Origin of the sequence: Streptomyces sp. NPDC102451 (assembly GCF_044765485.1) — a bacterium.
Lineage (GTDB): Bacteria > Actinomycetota > Actinomycetes > Streptomycetales > Streptomycetaceae > Streptomyces.
Window position 1 is genome coordinate 1 of the sequence record NZ_JBIWKD010000019.1, and the last position, 15,987, is coordinate 15,987.

General features: G+C 70.1%; 16 protein-coding genes and 2 pseudogenes. 7 read left to right on the top strand and 11 right to left on the bottom strand.

Going from position 1 to position 15,987, the window contains the following annotated elements:
• Positions 1-361: 361 nt before the first annotated feature.
• The 3 genes and pseudogenes from ACIRD8_RS30905 to ACIRD8_RS30915 all read right to left on the bottom strand — a co-directional run.
• A pseudogene (locus ACIRD8_RS30905) lies at positions 362-700 on the bottom strand (DNA-3-methyladenine glycosylase); the annotation flags it as partial.
• Between the two features lie 30 nt (positions 701-730).
• Entirely contained in the window at positions 731-1,342 is a 612-nt protein-coding gene (locus tag ACIRD8_RS30910) for a DNA-3-methyladenine glycosylase (protein WP_403998792.1), read from the bottom strand.
• 95 nt (positions 1,343-1,437) lie between these two features.
• A pseudogene (locus ACIRD8_RS30915) lies at positions 1,438-1,539 on the bottom strand (3-methyladenine DNA glycosylase); the annotation flags it as partial.
• A gap of 88 nt (positions 1,540-1,627) precedes the next feature.
• On the opposite strand from ACIRD8_RS30915, the gene ACIRD8_RS30920 reads away from it, so the two are divergent.
• The 3 genes from ACIRD8_RS30920 to ACIRD8_RS30930 all read left to right on the top strand — a co-directional run bounded on the left by ACIRD8_RS30920 (position 1,628) and on the right by ACIRD8_RS30930 (position 3,645).
• Positions 1,628-2,410 (top strand): sporulation protein, encoded by a 783-nt coding sequence (locus ACIRD8_RS30920; RefSeq protein WP_403998795.1) that lies wholly within the window; start codon positions 1,628-1,630, stop codon positions 2,408-2,410.
• Positions 2,411-2,463: 53 nt separating this feature from the next.
• Positions 2,464-2,997 (top strand): YbhB/YbcL family Raf kinase inhibitor-like protein, encoded by a 534-nt coding sequence (locus tag ACIRD8_RS30925; RefSeq protein WP_403998798.1) that lies wholly within the window; start codon positions 2,464-2,466, stop codon positions 2,995-2,997.
• Between the two features lie 141 nt (positions 2,998-3,138).
• A complete protein-coding gene (locus ACIRD8_RS30930; protein ID WP_099176396.1) occupies positions 3,139-3,645 on the top strand; it encodes an HNH endonuclease in 507 nt (168 codons plus the stop codon).
• 70 nt (positions 3,646-3,715) lie between these two features.
• Here ACIRD8_RS30930 and ACIRD8_RS30935 read toward each other — a convergent pair whose 3' ends face one another.
• The 4 genes from ACIRD8_RS30935 to ACIRD8_RS30950 form a co-directional block, all read right to left on the bottom strand.
• Positions 3,716-4,483: a sulfite exporter TauE/SafE family protein gene (locus tag ACIRD8_RS30935; protein WP_403998801.1), complete on the bottom strand. Its 768-nt coding sequence runs from the start codon at positions 4,481-4,483 to the stop codon at positions 3,716-3,718.
• A gap of 84 nt (positions 4,484-4,567) precedes the next feature.
• Positions 4,568-5,497, bottom strand: a complete 930-nt coding sequence (locus ACIRD8_RS30940; protein WP_014157029.1) for an SPFH domain-containing protein — start codon at positions 5,495-5,497, stop codon at positions 4,568-4,570.
• Positions 5,498-5,634: 137 nt separating this feature from the next.
• Positions 5,635-6,063: an NfeD family protein gene (locus ACIRD8_RS30945; protein WP_099175979.1), complete on the bottom strand. Its 429-nt coding sequence runs from the start codon at positions 6,061-6,063 to the stop codon at positions 5,635-5,637.
• Between the two features lie 65 nt (positions 6,064-6,128).
• Entirely contained in the window at positions 6,129-6,929 is an 801-nt protein-coding gene (locus ACIRD8_RS30950; RefSeq protein ID WP_099175980.1) for an ABC transporter ATP-binding protein, read from the bottom strand.
• 120 nt (positions 6,930-7,049) lie between these two features.
• On the opposite strand from ACIRD8_RS30950, the gene ACIRD8_RS30955 reads away from it, so the two are divergent.
• The gene (locus tag ACIRD8_RS30955; RefSeq protein ID WP_403998804.1) at positions 7,050-7,829 is read left to right on the top strand and encodes a hypothetical protein; all 780 of its coding nucleotides are present in this window, start codon (positions 7,050-7,052) and stop codon (positions 7,827-7,829) included.
• Between the two features lie 79 nt (positions 7,830-7,908).
• Here ACIRD8_RS30955 and ACIRD8_RS30960 read toward each other — a convergent pair whose 3' ends face one another.
• The 3 genes from ACIRD8_RS30960 to ACIRD8_RS30970 all read right to left on the bottom strand — a co-directional run bounded on the left by ACIRD8_RS30960 (position 7,909) and on the right by ACIRD8_RS30970 (position 10,138).
• Complete coding sequence (locus ACIRD8_RS30960; protein WP_403998807.1) at positions 7,909-8,160, bottom strand: chaplin family protein; 252 nt, start codon at positions 8,158-8,160, stop codon at positions 7,909-7,911.
• A gap of 195 nt (positions 8,161-8,355) precedes the next feature.
• Positions 8,356-9,000, bottom strand: a complete 645-nt coding sequence (locus ACIRD8_RS30965) for a response regulator transcription factor (RefSeq protein WP_099175983.1) — start codon at positions 8,998-9,000, stop codon at positions 8,356-8,358.
• The gene (locus ACIRD8_RS30970; protein WP_403998810.1) at positions 8,993-10,138 is read right to left on the bottom strand and encodes a GAF domain-containing protein; all 1,146 of its coding nucleotides are present in this window, start codon (positions 10,136-10,138) and stop codon (positions 8,993-8,995) included. The genes ACIRD8_RS30965 and ACIRD8_RS30970 overlap by 8 nt, the downstream gene beginning before the upstream one ends.
• A 180-nt stretch (positions 10,139-10,318) precedes the next feature.
• On the opposite strand from ACIRD8_RS30970, the gene ACIRD8_RS30975 reads away from it, so the two are divergent.
• The 3 genes from ACIRD8_RS30975 (at position 10,319) to ACIRD8_RS30985 (ending at position 13,146) form a co-directional block, all read left to right on the top strand.
• The gene (locus ACIRD8_RS30975) at positions 10,319-11,032 is read left to right on the top strand and encodes an SDR family NAD(P)-dependent oxidoreductase (RefSeq protein ID WP_403998813.1); all 714 of its coding nucleotides are present in this window, start codon (positions 10,319-10,321) and stop codon (positions 11,030-11,032) included.
• Complete coding sequence (locus ACIRD8_RS30980; RefSeq protein ID WP_403998816.1) at positions 11,029-12,081, top strand: S-adenosylmethionine:tRNA ribosyltransferase-isomerase; 1,053 nt, start codon at positions 11,029-11,031, stop codon at positions 12,079-12,081. The genes ACIRD8_RS30975 and ACIRD8_RS30980 overlap by 4 nt, the downstream gene beginning before the upstream one ends.
• A gap of 309 nt (positions 12,082-12,390) precedes the next feature.
• Entirely contained in the window at positions 12,391-13,146 is a 756-nt protein-coding gene (locus ACIRD8_RS30985; RefSeq protein WP_403998819.1) for a transglycosylase SLT domain-containing protein, read from the top strand.
• A 139-nt stretch (positions 13,147-13,285) separates the two neighbouring features.
• On the opposite strand, the gene ACIRD8_RS30990 is transcribed toward ACIRD8_RS30985, so the two are convergent.
• On the bottom strand, positions 13,286-15,886 hold the full coding sequence (locus ACIRD8_RS30990) for an FHA domain-containing protein (protein WP_403998821.1): 2,601 nt from the start codon (positions 15,884-15,886) through the stop codon (positions 13,286-13,288).
• Positions 15,887-15,987 lie beyond the last annotated feature (101 nt).

Here is a 15,987-nt window from a genome sequence, read left to right on the forward strand (position 1 = left end):
TCACCGGGCCCCTCCGGGCGCTTCCCTTCGTTCTTGCGTTTCCGACTCTATCAGACTCTTTCGTGTCCGATTCCCGGCCGAAGCGGGTTCCTGCTCGACGGTTAATTTACCACCGCGCTTTCCAGTTCTTCGCTTTCGCGTTTCCCTTTCGGCGTGGTCACTACATTAGCCGATTTCCTCGGTGACTCATAATCGAGCCGTTGGGCGAATTTCGGCATGCCGAAATTGCACCCGCCAGGGGTGAATCGTAGGTAGTGGTTGGCCCTCTCACGATGCTTCGGCCCGGTCCGATGGACCGTGCCAAGAACAACTGCATCCGTTCAAGCGGCTCGGACTACATTAGGGAAACGTCAGGGGCGAGTCAAGTTGCGCGGCGGCGCGGCACATAGGCCCGGTACGGGCTGACCGTGGGGTCGCCGTCGATCCGGAAGCGCCAGGGCTGGTGGGAGCCGTCGCCTCCCACCCCCGTGCGCGGACCGCTCCGCACCTGGTCGGGCGGCGGCGGTGCGCCGTGCAGCACGGACAGAGGGCGCCGCCGGCCCTTCACGACGTCGACACCGTTCAATGCGCGGTCGATGTCGAGGGCGGTCGCCAGGCGCGCCGGGCCTTTGGCCAGTTCTCTGTCATGCCGGGCCGAGAATCGACGTTTGCGAGCCATCTCCGCCCCCACTCCGATCTCCCCCGCCCGGAGCAGGACACCCGGCGAGCCGTGGGCGAGGCGCGCGGGGGCTCAGGCCCCGGCGGGCGGCTTGGCTCTCGGGCTCAGTCGGTACGCCGAGACCGTCGGATCAGCGGCAAGGTAGAACCGGTGCTGCCAGTCGTGGGCCTTGCTCACACCTACCCGAGGACCGACCTGAATGCGCGCGGCAGGCACCGGCTCGCCCTCGGACAACACGACCGAGGTACCTCTCAGGAGGTCTGCGCCGTTGTGCTCCGCCGTGATGCCGAGTGCCTGGCAGAAGTTCCCCGGGCCTCGGGCAAGCCGTGGACTCTCGACCTTCTCCCCTCGTCGTTCGCGTGCCAGGTCTTCCCCCTCGATGACCCTGCCTGCCCGGATGAGGACGGCCGAGGCGATGCCGTCGGTCCCGGTGACGACGTTGGCGCACCAGTGGAGACCGTGGGACCGGTAGACGTACAGGTGTCCCGCAGGTCCGAACATGGCGGCATTGCGGGGTGTCCGGCCTCGGTAGGCATGGGAAGCCGGGTCAGCCGTACCGGAGTACGCCTCGGTCTCCGTGATGGCGATGCTCACGGTTCCGTCCGGGGTCCTGCAGGTGAGGACGCTCCCGAGAAGCCTGGGGGCGACCTCTTCAGCAGGATGGGCGAGGAGGCCGACGTTCATGCTGACCGCCTTGACAGGCCATAGGCGCAGTGGACGTACGAGTGACCCGGTGGCCCGGACATCACACTGTCGCGGGCCGTCCCGCCCCGGAAGGAACTCCGGACGAGGGCGCGGCCCAGCAGGTCGGGCGCGACCTCCTGGACCGGCCTGTCGAAGAAGTCCCGCGTCAGCGGCGTACGGTCCATGCCCTCGTTCATGGCGTCCGAGGGTACTGGGGTCGGCGCGTCGGGAACCGGCTAACGTCATGGCGCGTATGTAGGGGTGTCAGGACCAAGGAGGAGAAACATGGGCTTCAAGCGGCTGCTCGCGAGCATGGGTGCCGGCGGTGCTTCGGTCGAGACCGAGCTGACCGAACTCAATGTCGTCCCTGGTGGGGTGGTCCAGGGTGAGGTGCGGATCCAGGGTGGGTCCGTGGACCAGCAGATCGAGGGTCTCTCCGTCGGTTTGCAGGCACGGGTCGAGGTCGAGGGCGGGGACCAGGAGACCAAGCAGGACATCGAATTCACCAAGCTTCGTCTGGGCGGTGCCTTCGAGGTGCAGGCGGGCGCGGTGCACGTCGTGCCGTTCGGGCTGGAGATCCCCTGGGAGACTCCCATCACCATGTTCGCCGGGCAGCACCTGCGCGGCATGAACATCGGGGTGACCACGGAGCTGGAGATCGCCCGCGCGCTGGACTCCGGTGACCTGGATCCGATCAACGTGCACCCGCTGCCGGCGCAGCAGGCCATCCTGGACGCCTTCGGGCAGCTGGGCTTCGGCTTCCGCAGCGCCGACATGGAGCGCGGCCACATCCGCGGTACGCGCCAGCGGCTGCCGTTCTACCAGGAGATCGAGTTCTTCCCGCCGTCGCAGTACCGGGGGCTGAACCAGGTGGAGCTGACGTTCGTCGCGGACGACCGCGAGATGGACGTCATCCTGGAGATGGACAAGAAGCCGGGGCTCTTCAGCGAGGGCAGCGACTCCTACCGTGCCTTCAAGGTGGGTCTCAACGACTTCCAGGGCACGGACTGGGCCGCTTACCTGAATCAGTGGCTCGCGCAGGTCGGCGGCCAGCGCAACTGGCTCTGAGACCCCCTAGGGTCGGTGGGGAGAACGCACAGCCGATCAGGAGAGGTGCTGACGTGACCGAGCCGAAGAGGGCGCCGCTGCCGCACGACTTCCATCCCGAGGTCCCCTCGTTCACCGTGGTGAGCGAGGACCTCGCGCCGGGAGCCGTACTCGCGGACGCGCAGGTGTTCGCCGCGGGGAACACCTCGCCGCAGCTGCGGTGGGAGGGCTTCCCCGCGGAGACGAAGAGCTTCGCCGTGACGTGCTTCGACCCGGACGCCCCGACGGGCAGCGGGTTCTGGCACTGGGTGGTGTTCGACATCCCCACGTCGGTCACCGAGCTCCCGGCCGGCGCGGGGAGCGGGGCGTTCGACGGGCTGCCCGAGGGTGCCGTCCAGGTCCGCAACGACTACGGGGCGAAGGAGTTCGGCGGTGCCGCGCCGCCCGCCGGTGAGAACCACCGCTACGTCTTCACCGTGTACGCGGTGGATACGGAGAAGCTCGGGCCGGACAGTGACGCCTCGCCCGCCGTGGTCGGTTTCAACCTGCGGTTCCACACGCTGGGCCGCGCCCAGCTGATCGGGGAGTACACCGCCCCCGAAAGCTGAGGGTTCGCCTGCTGTTTGCCCTGCCCTGGTCTTGGAGAGATCAGGGCAGGGCACTTTTTATTGCGTTGTCCATCACGGCTCACCCGGACAGAGTTGATCCGGGCCCGCCGGCAGACGGGCGGCACACGGGAGGTGGGCGGGATGCGGGACACACTTGTACTCAACGCGAGCTTCGAGCCACTGTCGACGGTGACACTCAACCGTGCGGTGGTTCTGATCCTGCAGGACAAGGCCGTCGTCGAACAGTCGCATCCCGGGCTCCGTATGCGTGGTGCCGCCGTGGACCTTCCGGTGCCCAGGGTGATCAGGCTCTGCCGGTACGTACGGGTGCCGTTCCGAAGACACGCCCCGTGGTCCAGAAGGGGTGTACTCATACGGGACCAGCACCGGTGCGCGTACTGCGGGCGGCGGGCGAGCACCGTGGACCACGTGGTCCCGCGTGCCCAGGGCGGCCAGGACACCTGGCTGAACACCGTGGCCTCGTGCGCGGAGGACAACCACCGCAAGGCGGCCCGGACGCCGGAGCAGGCGGGCATGCCGCTGCTGCGTCAGCCGTTCGTGCCTTCGCCGGCGGACGCGATGCTTCTCGCGCTGGGCGCCGGTGACCGGTCGGCGCTGCCGGAGTGGCTGGCACAGTCCGCGGCGTGAGCACCTCGGCCGCCCCCGACGAACGAATGCGGAGCCCGTCCCCTCGTACCGGGGGGACGGGCTCCGTCCGTCAGCGCAGCAGCAGTTGGACGATCGCCGCCGTGCCCACGACGACGATCAGGGCGCGCAGGAAGCCCGGGCTGAGCCGGCGGCCGACCCTGGCGCCTATCTGGCCGCCTATCGCGGAGCCCACCGCGATGAGCACGACGGCCGTCCAGTCGAAGTCCGCGACGAAGAGGAAGAAGAGCGCGGCGACGCTGTTGACGACGGCGGCGAGGACGTTCTTGACCGCGTTGAGGCGCTGCATGGTGTCGTCGAGCAGCATGCCCATCAGGGAGAGGTAGATGATGCCCTGGGCCGCCGTGAAGTAGCCGCCGTAGACGCTGGCGAGCATGATCCCGGTGAACAGGAGGGGTCCGCCGTCGAGGCGGGCGGCGGTGCCTGTGCGGTCGCGGCGGCGCTGGACCGCTCTGCTGATGCGGGGCTGCAGGATGACCAGCACCAGCGCGAGGGTCACCAGGACGGGGACGATCGTCTCGAACGCCGTGGAGGGCAGGGCGAGCAGGAGGGTGGCGCCGGTGAGGCCGCCGACCAGTGCGCCGGCGCTCAGCTTCAGTATGCGGCGGCGCTGGCCGGTGAGTTCCTTGCGGTAGCCGATGGCTCCGCTGATGGATCCTGGGATCAGGCCGAGCGCGTTGGACACGGTCGCGGTGACCGGGGGCAGTCCGGTGGCGAGCAGGACCGGGAACGTGATCAGCGTTCCCGATCCGACGATGGTGTTGATCGTGCCGGCGCCGACCCCGGCCGCGAGGACCGCGAGCATTTCCCAGATGGACAAGGCCATCTCCTTCGATGGTCAGTGATGCCTCCCCGCCATCAAGGTCGAGGGGCCTCACCGATCATGCACGAAGGTGTTCTCCGGTCATTCGACCGGGGGCTGCTCCCGGCGTTCCGTACCGGTGTTGAAGCCGGGGGCGCCGCTGCCGAGGTTGCCGAACGCGCCGCTGAGGCCCTTGAGGGCGTCGCCGATCTCGCTGGGCACGATCCAGAGCTTGTTGGCGTCGCCCTCGGCGATCTTGGGGAGCATCTGGAGGTACTGGTAGGAGAGGAGCTTCTGGTCCGGGTCTCCGGCGTGGATGGACTCGAAGACCGTACGGATGGCCTGGGCCTCGCCCTCGGCGCGCAGCGCGGAGGCCTTGGCCTCACCTTCGGCGCGCAGGATCGCGGACTGCTTCTCGCCCTCCGCGGTGAGGATCGCGGACTGCCTGATGCCTTCGGCGGTGAGGATGGCGGCGCGCTTGTCACGGTCGGCGCGCATCTGCTTCTCCATCGAGTCCTGGATGGAGGTGGGCGGCTCGATGGCCTTGAGCTCGACGCGGTTGACGCGGATGCCCCACTTGCCGGTGGCTTCGTCGAGGACTCCGCGGAGCGCCGCGTTGATCTCCTCGCGGGAGGTCAGGGTCCGCTCCAGGTCCATGCCACCGATGATGTTGCGCAGTGTGGTGACGGTCAGCTGCTCGATCGCCTGGATGTAGCTGGCGACTTCGTAGGTCGCGGCGCGGGCGTCGGTCACCTGGTAGTAGATGACGGTGTCGATGTTGACGACGAGGTTGTCCTGCGTGATCACCGGCTGGGGCGGGAAGGGGACGACCTGTTCGCGGAGGTCGATCCGGTTGCGGATCGAGTCGATGAACGGGACGACGATGTTCAGCCCGGCGTTGAGTGTGCGGGTGTAGCGGCCGAAGCGCTCCACGATGGCGGCACTGGCCTGCGGGATGACCTGGATCGTCTTGATCAGGGCGATGAAGACGAGCACCACCAGAATGATCAGGACGATGATGATCGGTTGCATCGTGTGCCTCGTGCCCTTCGGTTGCCGACGGATCGCGGTGATCGAGGTCGAACAGTCGTGACGTTCATGACGGTCGCATTGTCATGATGATCGACTTCGAGTTTGGCAGACTGCGGCCTGCCGTGTGACCGGTTCGCTCACATGACGACGGCTGTTGCACCGTCGATGTCCACGACGTCCACCTGGCGGCCGGGTTCGAAGGTCTGGTCGCCGTCGAGGGAGCGCGCGGACCAGACCTCGCCGGCGAGCTTGATGCGCCCGCTGCTGCCGTCCACCCGTTCCAGGACGACGGCTTGACGGCCTTTCAGCGCGTCGATGCCGGTGGCGTGCGTGGACTGGCTCGCGCGGTGTCTGGCCGCGATCGGGCGGACGACGGCGATGAGGGCCACCGACACCACGACGAAGACCAGGACTTGGGCGACGACTCCGCCGCCGAGAGCCGCCACGACGGCCGCGGCCACCGCTCCGACGGCGAACATCCCGAATTCGGGCATCGCGGTCAGGACGAGGGGAATGCCCAGTCCCACCGCGCCGATCAGCCACCACACCCACGCGTCGATGTCCACATGGTCATCGTAGGACCGTGAGTGCCCTCCCCGACAGGGCGCAGGGGAGGTTGGCTGTGGTGCGACTACTGGCCGAGGGGCAGCCCGTGGGCGGTGTAGCGGTCGCCGCGGTGCTCGACGACGAGCGGCAGTCCGAAGCAGAGGGAGAGGTTCCGGGAGCTGAGCTCGGTCTCCATGGGGCCGGCGGCGAGCACCTTGCCCTGGCGGATCATCAGGACGTGGGTGAAGCCGGGCGCGATCTCCTCGACATGGTGGGTGACCATGACCATGGAGGGGGCGTACGGGTCACGGGCCAGCCTGCCGAGCCTGCGGACCAGGTCCTCGCGCCCGCCGAGGTCGAGTCCGGCGGCCGGCTCGTCGAGGAGGAGCAGCTCGGGGTCGGTCATCATGGCGCGGGCGATGAGGGTGCGCTTGCGCTCGCCCTCGGAGAGCGTGCCGAACTTGCGGTCGAGGAACTCGGTCATGCCGAGGCGGTCGAGGAAGGCGCGGGCGCGCTCCTCGTCGACGGCTTCGTAGTCCTCGTGCCAGGTGGCGGTCATGCCGTACGCGGCGGTGAGCACCGTCTGCAGCACGGTCTGGCGCTTGGGGAGCTTTTCGGCCATGGCCACACCGGCGATGCCGATGCGGGGGCGGAGCTCGAAGACGTCGGTGCCGACGCCGCCGAGCCGCTCACCGAGGATCTTGGCCGTGCCGGTGCTGGGGAAGAGGTAGCTGGAGGCGATGTTGAGGAGGGTGGTCTTGCCGGCGCCGTTCGGTCCGAGGATGACCCAGCGCTCCCCCTCCTTGACCGACCAGGAGACGTCGTCCACCAGAGCGCGTCCGTCGCGGACCACGGATACGTCCACCAGCTCCAGTACATCGCTCATGGCGCGTTGTCTCCCCATACAGTGTCGAGATCGTCGCGTGCCTGTGGGCACAGCTCCCAGGGAAAACCTACGCCACCCGAAGAGTGCTCAGGCCCTGGGGCCGTTCCCTAGGCTGTTCCCATGCTTTCGGAACCACGCTCAGGGCGGCTTGCCGCATGGGGAAACGCGCTTTTGGCCGGACTTGTGTCACCGGACGACGCGGCGCTCGCGATCGTCGGCGAGGACGCGGTGCACCGGGTCGAGGGATTGCCGGGTGAGGCGGGGCCCGTCGGGCTGACGCTGGCGCTCGGCCGGCTGAGGGGTCTCGGTGCGGCCGGTTTCCGGGTCGCGCTGCCGGTGCCCGGGCATCCGCTGGGTCTCAGCGGGCCGCCGGACTTCAACGCCCGCGCGCTGGAGGCGGAGGAGGCGGTGGTCACATCCGGGGCGCCGTACGGGCTCGTGCCCGAGGTGAGTGAGGCGGGGCCCGCCGGGGATCTGCACGTCGAGGTGGTGTGGCGCTGTCTGGCCGTACGGGAGGCGCCGCCCGCCGATGTGCCGTCGCTGGGTGAGGCGGAGCGGGAGCTCGCCGAGGCGTTGCGGGACGCGACGGCGGTGCTGTCGCGACTGGACGTCGCCGGGTCGGGTCCGGTCGCGGAGGCCGCGGTGGATGCCTACCGGGCGCGGGCGGAGCGGGGACGTGAGGTGCTGGCTCCGGGCTATCCGCCGCGGGCGGTACGGGTGCTGGAGCTGGCTCAGCGCGTGGGGCTGCTGGTGGCGGTGGCCCATGAGAACGGGCACGGCGGGGCGGTGAGCGCTTCCGAGATCGCGGCGCGGGGCGAGGCGCTGCGGCCGGTGGAGCGGGTGGCCCGGCGGGCGCAGGTCGCGGCGTACAACGCGTACGTGGAGGAGCGGGGGCGGTAGGAGCGGGGGCGGCGGGCCGTCCCCCGGCCGCCGGGAGGGCTCGGTCGAGCTCTCCCGGCGGCAGGGTGCGAGGCGTCGGTCAGCCGTTCAGGCCGAAGTTGCCGAAGGCCGGGTTGAGCAGACCCACCACGTTGACCGTGTTGCCGACCACGTTCACCGGGACGTGCACCGGGACCTGGACGACATTGCCCGAGATGACGCCCGGGGAGCCGACAGCCGCGCCGTGGGCACCGGCGCCGCCGTGGCCCGTGGCGGAGGCGGCTCCGGCACCGGCGGCGATGATTCCGCCGGCGATCATGGTGACGGCTGCGGCCTTCTTCAGGTTCTTCACTTCAGGATCCTCCTCGCGTCGCTGCGGCCGACCGCCGCAGCACACAGGGAGAACGCCGTCACGCCGCGAAGGGTGCGTCGTACGACTGACATACACCCGACAGTATGAATCTCGCACCGGAGGGGAACCGTCCGCTTGCCGGCGGAACGGCCTGGCGGAACTGCTCCGCGGACAGCCCGGCGCCCGGGTCCTGCGTCAGCCGGCCGCCCCGTGCCGGACCGCCCACAGCGCGGCCTGGGTCCTGTCCGACAGATCGAGCTTCATCAGGATGTTCGAGACGTGGGTCTTCACGGTCTTCTCCGACAGGACCAGCGCACGGGCGATCTCCCGGTTGGAGCGGCCGTCGGCGATCAGCCCTAGCACCTCCCGCTCCCGCTCGGTCAGGGTGCTCCCCCGCCCCGTGCCGTTGCCCGTGTCGTCCTGGGCCAGCAGCGCGCCGGCGACCTCGGGCTGGAGCAGGACATGGCCCGCGTGGACCGAGCGGATGGCACCGGCCAGGGCGTCCGGGTCGACGTCCTTGTACACGTAACCCGATGCCCCCGCCCGCAGGGCGGGCACGACTGTGCGCTGCTCGGTGAAGCTGGTGACGATCAGCACCTTGGCGGGGTTCTCCAGCTCCCTGAGCCTGCGGAGCGCCTCTATGCCGTCCGTGCCGGGCATCTTGATGTCCATCAGGACCACGTCGGGCCGCAGCTCCTCGGTCCTGGCGACGCCCTCGGCCCCGTCCGACGCCTCCCCGACGACCTCTATGTCGTCCTGGATCTCCAGGAACGTACGCAGTCCCCGGCGGACCACCTGGTGGTCGTCGACCAGCAGCACCTTGATGATCTTGTCAGCCACAGGGGACCTCCATCTGGATCGTGGTGCCCTTGCCGGGCTCCGAGTCGACGGTGAGCCGGCCGCCGACGCTGCCGGCCCGGTGCCGCATCGAGACGAGGCCCAGATGACGTCCTGCGCGCCGGACGATGTGGGTGTCGAAGCCCCGGCCGTCGTCAGTGATCCGCAGCACCGTGGCCGAGGCGTCGCGGCCGAGGGTGACGGCGACCCGCCCGGCGCCCGAGTGGCGCAGGGCGTTGTGCAGGGCCTCCTGGGCGACCCGGAGCATCGCCTCCTCCTGGCCGGAGGGCAGGGCGCGCACCCCGGAGCTCTCGAAGGTGACCCGGGCGGTGTGGGCGCGGTCCAGGACCTGGATCTGGGTACGGAGCGTGGCGACCAGGCCGTCCTCGTCCAGGGCGGCGGGGCGCAGCTCGACGACGGCCGCGCGCAGCTCGTCCACGGCTTCCCCGGCCAGGGTGGCGACCTGCTGGAGCTCCCCCTTGGCGCGCGCCGGGTCGCGGTCGACGAGGGCCGCCGCGGCCTGGGCGGTGAGCCGGAGCGAGAAGAGCTTCTGGCTGACGGCGTCGTGCAGCTCATGGGCGAGCCGTGAGCGTTCCTCGGCGATCGTGAGCTCACGGCTGCGTTCGTAGAGCCGGGCGTTGGTGAGGGCGATCGCCGCGTGCTGGGCGAGGATCCCGAGGAGCTCCTCGTCCTCCTCGGTGAAGTTGCAGCCGCCCGTCGGCCGGGGGCAGCGCTTGTTGGCGAGGAAGAGCGCGCCGATGGTCTCGTCGCCGTCCTGGATGGGCAGGCCGAGGAAGTCGGACATGTCGGGGTGGGCGTCGGGCCATCCCTCGAAGCGGGGGTCCTCACGGACGTCGGCGAGCCGCTGCGGCTTGGCCTCCTGGAGCATCGCCGCGAGGATGCCGTGCTGGCGGGGCAGCGGCCCGATGGCCTTCCACTGTTCGTCGCTCACCCCGTCGACCACGAACTGGGCGAAGCCGCCGTGGTCGTCGGGCACGCCGAGGGCGGCGTACTCGGCGTCCAGCAGTTCGCGGGCCGAGGCGACGATCGTCTTGAGGACGTCGCGCATCTCCAGGTGCCGGCTCATGGCGAGCAGCGCGGCGCTGACCGCGGCGAGGCCCGACGGTGGGCGATGACTCATGTGCTCACCGTACCGGCGGGGGCACCGAGGCCGTATCGGGCTGTGGGCCCCCCTCGGACGGGGCTCCGGTCCTAGGGCGAAGTGCCGTCCACGGCTGCGTCCGACGGGCGAGGCGGCGGGACCGGCCGGGTTCCTACGTTGAGGACGTCGGAACTCCACAGGTCCAAGGGGATGGCTGTCATGCCGATCGCGATGATCACGGGTGGTTCGAAGGGTCTGGGGCGCGCACTCGGCGCGGCTCTGGCGCGGCGGGGCTGGGATCTGGTGCTGGACGCCAGGTCGGCGGAGGTGCTCGGGAGGACGGCGGCGGAGCTGCGCGGCCGGTACGGGACACGGGTGGTGGCGGTGGCCGGGGACGTCACGGACCCGGCGCACCGCGGGGCCCTGGTGGCCGCGGCCGGGGAGCTGGGCGGTCTCGACGTACTGGTGAACAACGCGAGCGCGCTGGGTGCCGAGCCGCTCGTGCGGCTGGATGACCTGCCGCTGGAGGGGCTGCGGCGGGTGCTGGAGACGAATGTGGTGGCGGCGCTCGGCCTCGTGCAGGAGGCGCTGCCGCTGCTGCGGGCCTCGGCGGCCGGGGCGGTGGTGGCGGTGAGCTCGGACGCGGCCATCGAGCCGTACGGGACATGGGGCGGCTACGGGGCGTCCAAGGCGGCGCTCGACCAGCTGACCGCGGTGCTCGGCGAGGAGGAGCCGGGGCTGCGGGTGTGGGCGGTGGACCCCGGTGACATGGGGACGGACCTCTATACGGCGGCGGTGCCGGACGACCCGGGGTCCCGGCCGAGCCCGGAGAGCGTGGCGCCCGCCTTCGTCCGGCTGCTGGAGCTGCGTCCCGCCAGTGGCAGGTACACGGCCTCCGCGCTGCTGGACGCGGACCGGAGGGCGGAGCGGTGACGGCGCTGGACGCGCTGCGGGTGCCGCCGGAGCTCTCGGCGCGGGTGCCGGCCGAGCAGCGGGGCGCGGGGCGTGGCGACGTACGGCTGCTGGTGTCGCGGGGCAGCGAGGTCACGCACCGGAGGTTCGGTGAGCTGCCCGGGGAGCTGCGGGCCGGGGACGTCCTGGTGGTCAATACGTCGATGACGCTGGCGGCCGCGATGAACGGGCGGCTGGGCGGCGAGCGGGTCGTCGTGCACTTCTCGACCCGGGGTGAGGACGGGCGGTGGGCGGTCGAGCTGCGCCGGCCGGACGGTGGCGGGACGACCCGGCCGCGGCCCGGCGGCCCGGCGGGGGCGGTGGTGCGGCTCCCGGGCGGCGGCGCGCTGGTACTGGAGGAGCCGCTCGGGCCGCGGGAGGGGGCCAGGCTCTGGTGGGCGCGGGTGCCGCGGGACGTGCCGGGCCTGCTGGGCCGGTACGGGCGGCCGATCCGGTACGCGTACACGGAGCGGGACCAGCCGCTGTCGGCGTACCGGACGGTCTTCGCCGTGCCGTCGCCCGACGGGAGCGGTTCGGCGGAGATGCCGAGTGCGGCGCGGCCCTTCACCGCGGGGCTGGTGGCGGCGCTGGTGAGCCGTGGGGTGCAGTTCGCACCGCTGACGCTGCATACGGGGGTGGCCTCGGCCGAGGTGCACGAGCCGCCCTATCCGGAGCGGTTCGAGGTGCCGCCTTCGACGGCGTGGCTGGTCAACGCGGCTCGGGCCTCCCGGGGCCGGGTGATCGCCGTGGGGACGACGGCGGTGCGGGCCCTGGAGTCCGCGGCGGGCGAGGACGCGGTGGTGCGGGCCTCGGCCGGCTGGACGGATCTGGTGGTGACGCCGCAGCGGGGTGTGCGGGTGGTGGACGGGCTGCTGACCGGGCTGCACGAACCGGAGGCCTCCCACCTGCTGATGCTGGAGGCGGTCGCGGGGCGGGAGACGCTGCGGCGCGGGTACGCGGAGGCGCTGGCCCACCGCTATCTGTGGCATGAGTTCGGGGACACGCACCTCCTCCTGCCTCCTGCCCGATAAGTCGCTTACGCTCCGCATCACAGCAGCAACTTCTCGTGAGCGCGAAGGGGACCCCATGTGAGCCCAGGCATAGGGCGCACGTCACTTACGAAGAAGGATAGTTAGAGCAAAACGGGCAAGTTGCCGGGGTTCAAACCGGACAAGGAGGTATGAACGAGACCCCCGTCCACTACCCAGCTTCGTACGTCACACCTTTGCCAGGCCATTTTGCTGGCGCTAAGAATTGCATCTGTCCCCGACGGAGATGCTCCGGCTCTTCCGTCCGCGTCCTCGCCGAGGACCCCCTGCAATTCGAAGAGGTACGACTGTATGTCCGTGTCCCGCATCTCCAGCCGTAGCCGTCGTCTGAACAAGGCGCAGAAGCTCTCCGTCGCGGGGGTCTCGACCCTGGCCGCCGCCGCTGTCGCCTTCTCGCTCGTCCCCGACGACGCTTCGGCCACGACCGAGCCGCAGGCCGCCGCGGCCGCCGCGCCCGTCGCCTACACCGGCTCGCAGACGAAGAACGTCCAGGCCGGCTCCATCGGCACCATCGAGAAGAACTCGACGGCCGAGCAGCTGGTGAAGGCCGCCGACGCGGCCAAGGCCAAGGACGCCGCCGAGAAGAAGAAGGCCGCCGCCAAGGCGGAGGCGAAGGCCAAGGCCGTCGCCGAGGCCAAGAGCAAGGCCGCCGCGAAGGCCAAGGCCGACGCGAAGAAGCGTGCCGCCAAGAAGGCCAGCCGTGCGGCCGACCGCAAGCCGGTCTACGCCAACAACCTCGACGGCTGGATCCGCGAGGCCCTGTCGATCATGCACGAGAAGAAGATCCCCGGTACGTACGAGGGCCTGCACCGCAACATCATCCGTGAGTCCAGCGGTAACCCGCGTGCCATCAACAACTGGGACATCAACGCGATCAACGGCATCCCCTCGAAGGGTCTGCTGCAGGTCATCAAGCCGACCTTCGACTTCTACCACGTCAAGGGCACCAAGCACGACCAGTACGACCCGGTCGCCAACATCACCGCGGCCGCCAACTACGCCGCGGACAAGTACGGCTCGATCGACAACGTCGACAGCGCGTACTGAGCCACGCACCGAGCAAGGCCTGGCATAGCAGACCTGCCGGTCCGCAGCGTCGCGTGACCGGCCGGCACATGCCGAAGGGCGGCACCCCGCGGGGTGCCGCCCTCGGGCGTTTCCGGGTCCGGAGCGGACCCCGGCGGCGTTACTTGCGCATCACCTCGGGCTCGTGGCGCCGCAGCATCCGCGAGACCGCGACGAAGAGCACCGCGCTCATGACCAGCATCACCGTGATGTTGACGCCCCACTGACCGGCCGAGTGCTCCCAGAGCGGGTCCAGGTCGGTCGGGTTCTTCGGGTCCCACGGCGGCATCAGGTGGGCGAGGTCGAGCGTGGTACCGGCCGCGGCCACCGCCCAGCGCGACGGCATCAGCCAGGCGAACTGCTCCAGGCCCGGCGATCCGTAGACCTGGAAGAGCACACCGGTGAAGACGACCTGGACGATGGCGAACATGACGAGCAGCGGCATCGTCTTCTCGGCGGTCTTCACCAGCGCGGAGATCATCAGGCCGAACATCATCGAGACGAAGCCGAGCACGATGATCGACAGGCAGATCTCCACGGCCGGGGACATGAACAGCCCCTCCTCCGGCAGATCACGGGTGGAGAAGCCGATCCCGCAGATGATCACGCCCTGGAAGGCGGTGATCACGCCGAGGACGATCACCTTGGACAGCAGATACGCGGACCGGGAGAGGCCGGTGGCCCGTTCCCGCTCGTAGATCACCCGTTCCTTGATCAGTTCTCGTACGGAGTTGGCCGCGGCCGCGAAGCACATGCCGACCGCGAGGATCAGCATGATGGTCCCGGCCTTGCCGTTGAAGCGGGACGGCGGATCGGGCTCCGCCAGGCCGAACTCGGCGGGGATGACCACGCTGACCACACCGAGCACGGCCGGCAGCAGCACCATGAGGAGCAGGAAGCCCTTGTCGGACGCGATCACCGAGATGTAGCGGCGCATCAGCGTCCACAGCTGGGCCGCCCAGCCGGACGGCTTCGGCGGGCGGATCTGCTGCGGCGGCGGCATGTGGACGGGCTGCGCGGCGACGGCGTCGATGTCCGCGGCGTACATCTGGTAGTGCTGCGAGCCGCGCCAGCGTCCCGCCCAGTCGTAGTCGCGGTAGTTCTCGAACGCGGAGAAGACGTCGGCCCAGCTGGTGTAGCCGAAGAAGTTCAGCGCCTCCTCGGGAGGGCCGAAGTAGGCGACGGAGCCGCCGGGCGCCATCACCAGGAGCTTGTCGCAGATGGCCAGCTCGGCCACGGAGTGCGTGACCACCAGGACCGTACGCCCGTCGTCGGCCAGGCCGCGCAGCAGCTGCATGACGTCGCGGTCCATGCCCGGGTCGAGACCGGAGGTCGGCTCGTCCAGGAAGATCAGCGACGGCTTGGTCAGCAGCTCCAGGGCGACCGACACGCGCTTGCGCTGGCCGCCGGAGAGCGAGGTGATCTTCTTGTCCTTGTGGATGTCGAGCTTGAGCTCGGCGAGGACCTCGTGGATCCGGGCGGTGCGCTCGGCCTCGGTGGTGTCCGCGGGGAAGCGGAGCTTGGCGGCGTACCGCAGCGCCCTGGTGACCGTGAGTTCCTTGTGCAGGATGTCGTCCTGCGGGACCAGGCCGATGCGCTGCCTCAGCTCGGCGAACTGCTTGTACAGGTTCCGGTTGTCGTAGAGGACGTCGCCCTGGTTGGCGGGCCGGTAGCCGGTGAGCGCCTTGAGCAGGGTGGACTTGCCGGAGCCCGACGGGCCGATGACGGCGATGAGGGACTTCTCGGGGACGCCGAACGAGACGTCCTTGAGGATGTCCTTGCCGCCGTCGACCGTGACCGTGAGGTGGCGGGCCGAGAAGGAGACCTCACCGGTGTCGACGAACTCTTCCAGCCGGTCCCCGACCAGCCGGAAGGTCGAGTGCCCGACGCCGACGATGTCGTTCGGGCCGATGAGCGCGGAGCCGGACTTGCTGAGCGGCTGGCCGTTGACGTAGGTGCCGTTGTGGGATCCGAGGTCACGGATCTCGAAGCGGCCGTCGGGCGTCGCCCGGAATTCGGCGTGCAGACGCGAGACCTGGAGGTCGGAGACGACCAGCTCGTTCTCCAGCGCACGGCCGATGCGCATGACCCGGCCGAGGTCCAGCTGGTGGAACGTGGTGGGACTGCGGTCGCCGTAGACCGGCGGCGCTCCGGCGGCGCCACCGTGCGCGCCCGCTCCGGGCGGGCCGGCGTGGCCCTGCTGGTGCGGGACCGGAGGGTTCTGCTGCATCTGCGGTGCCTGCTGCTGCCAGGCCTGCTGCGGTTGCGCCGGGCCACCGGGCCAGCCGGCGGCGCCCTGCTGCTGCGGCTGATGCTGCGGTTGCGGCTGCTGCACCGGGGCCTGCTGCGCCTGCGCGGGAGGTACGGGCGCCTGCTGCTGCGCTCCCGCCGCCTGCCCGCCGTGGACTCCGGCGCCCGCCGCCGCGGTGAGGTTCAGGCGCGGGCCGTCGGTGGCGTTGCCCAGGTGGACCGCGGTCCCCGGGGCGATCTCCATCTGCTGGATACGCCGGCCCTGCACGTAGGTGCCGTTCGTGCTGCCGTGGTCCTCGATGGACCAGCCGCGGCCGTTCCAGCTGATCGTGGCATGCCGCCACGACACTCTGGCGTCGTCGATCATCAGGTCGCCCTGCGGATCACGTCCGAGGGTGTACGACCTGGACGGATCGAGCGCCCAGGTCCTTCCATTCAATTCCAGTACGAGTTCCGGCACTCCGCGCCCCACTAGTCGTCCCCCGTGTCGCCCCCGTCGCAGGGAGCCTAGGGATGCTGAACATCGTGGGGAACTATTCCAGGAGCGGTCCCGTAACGGAAAGCCGGGCGGCG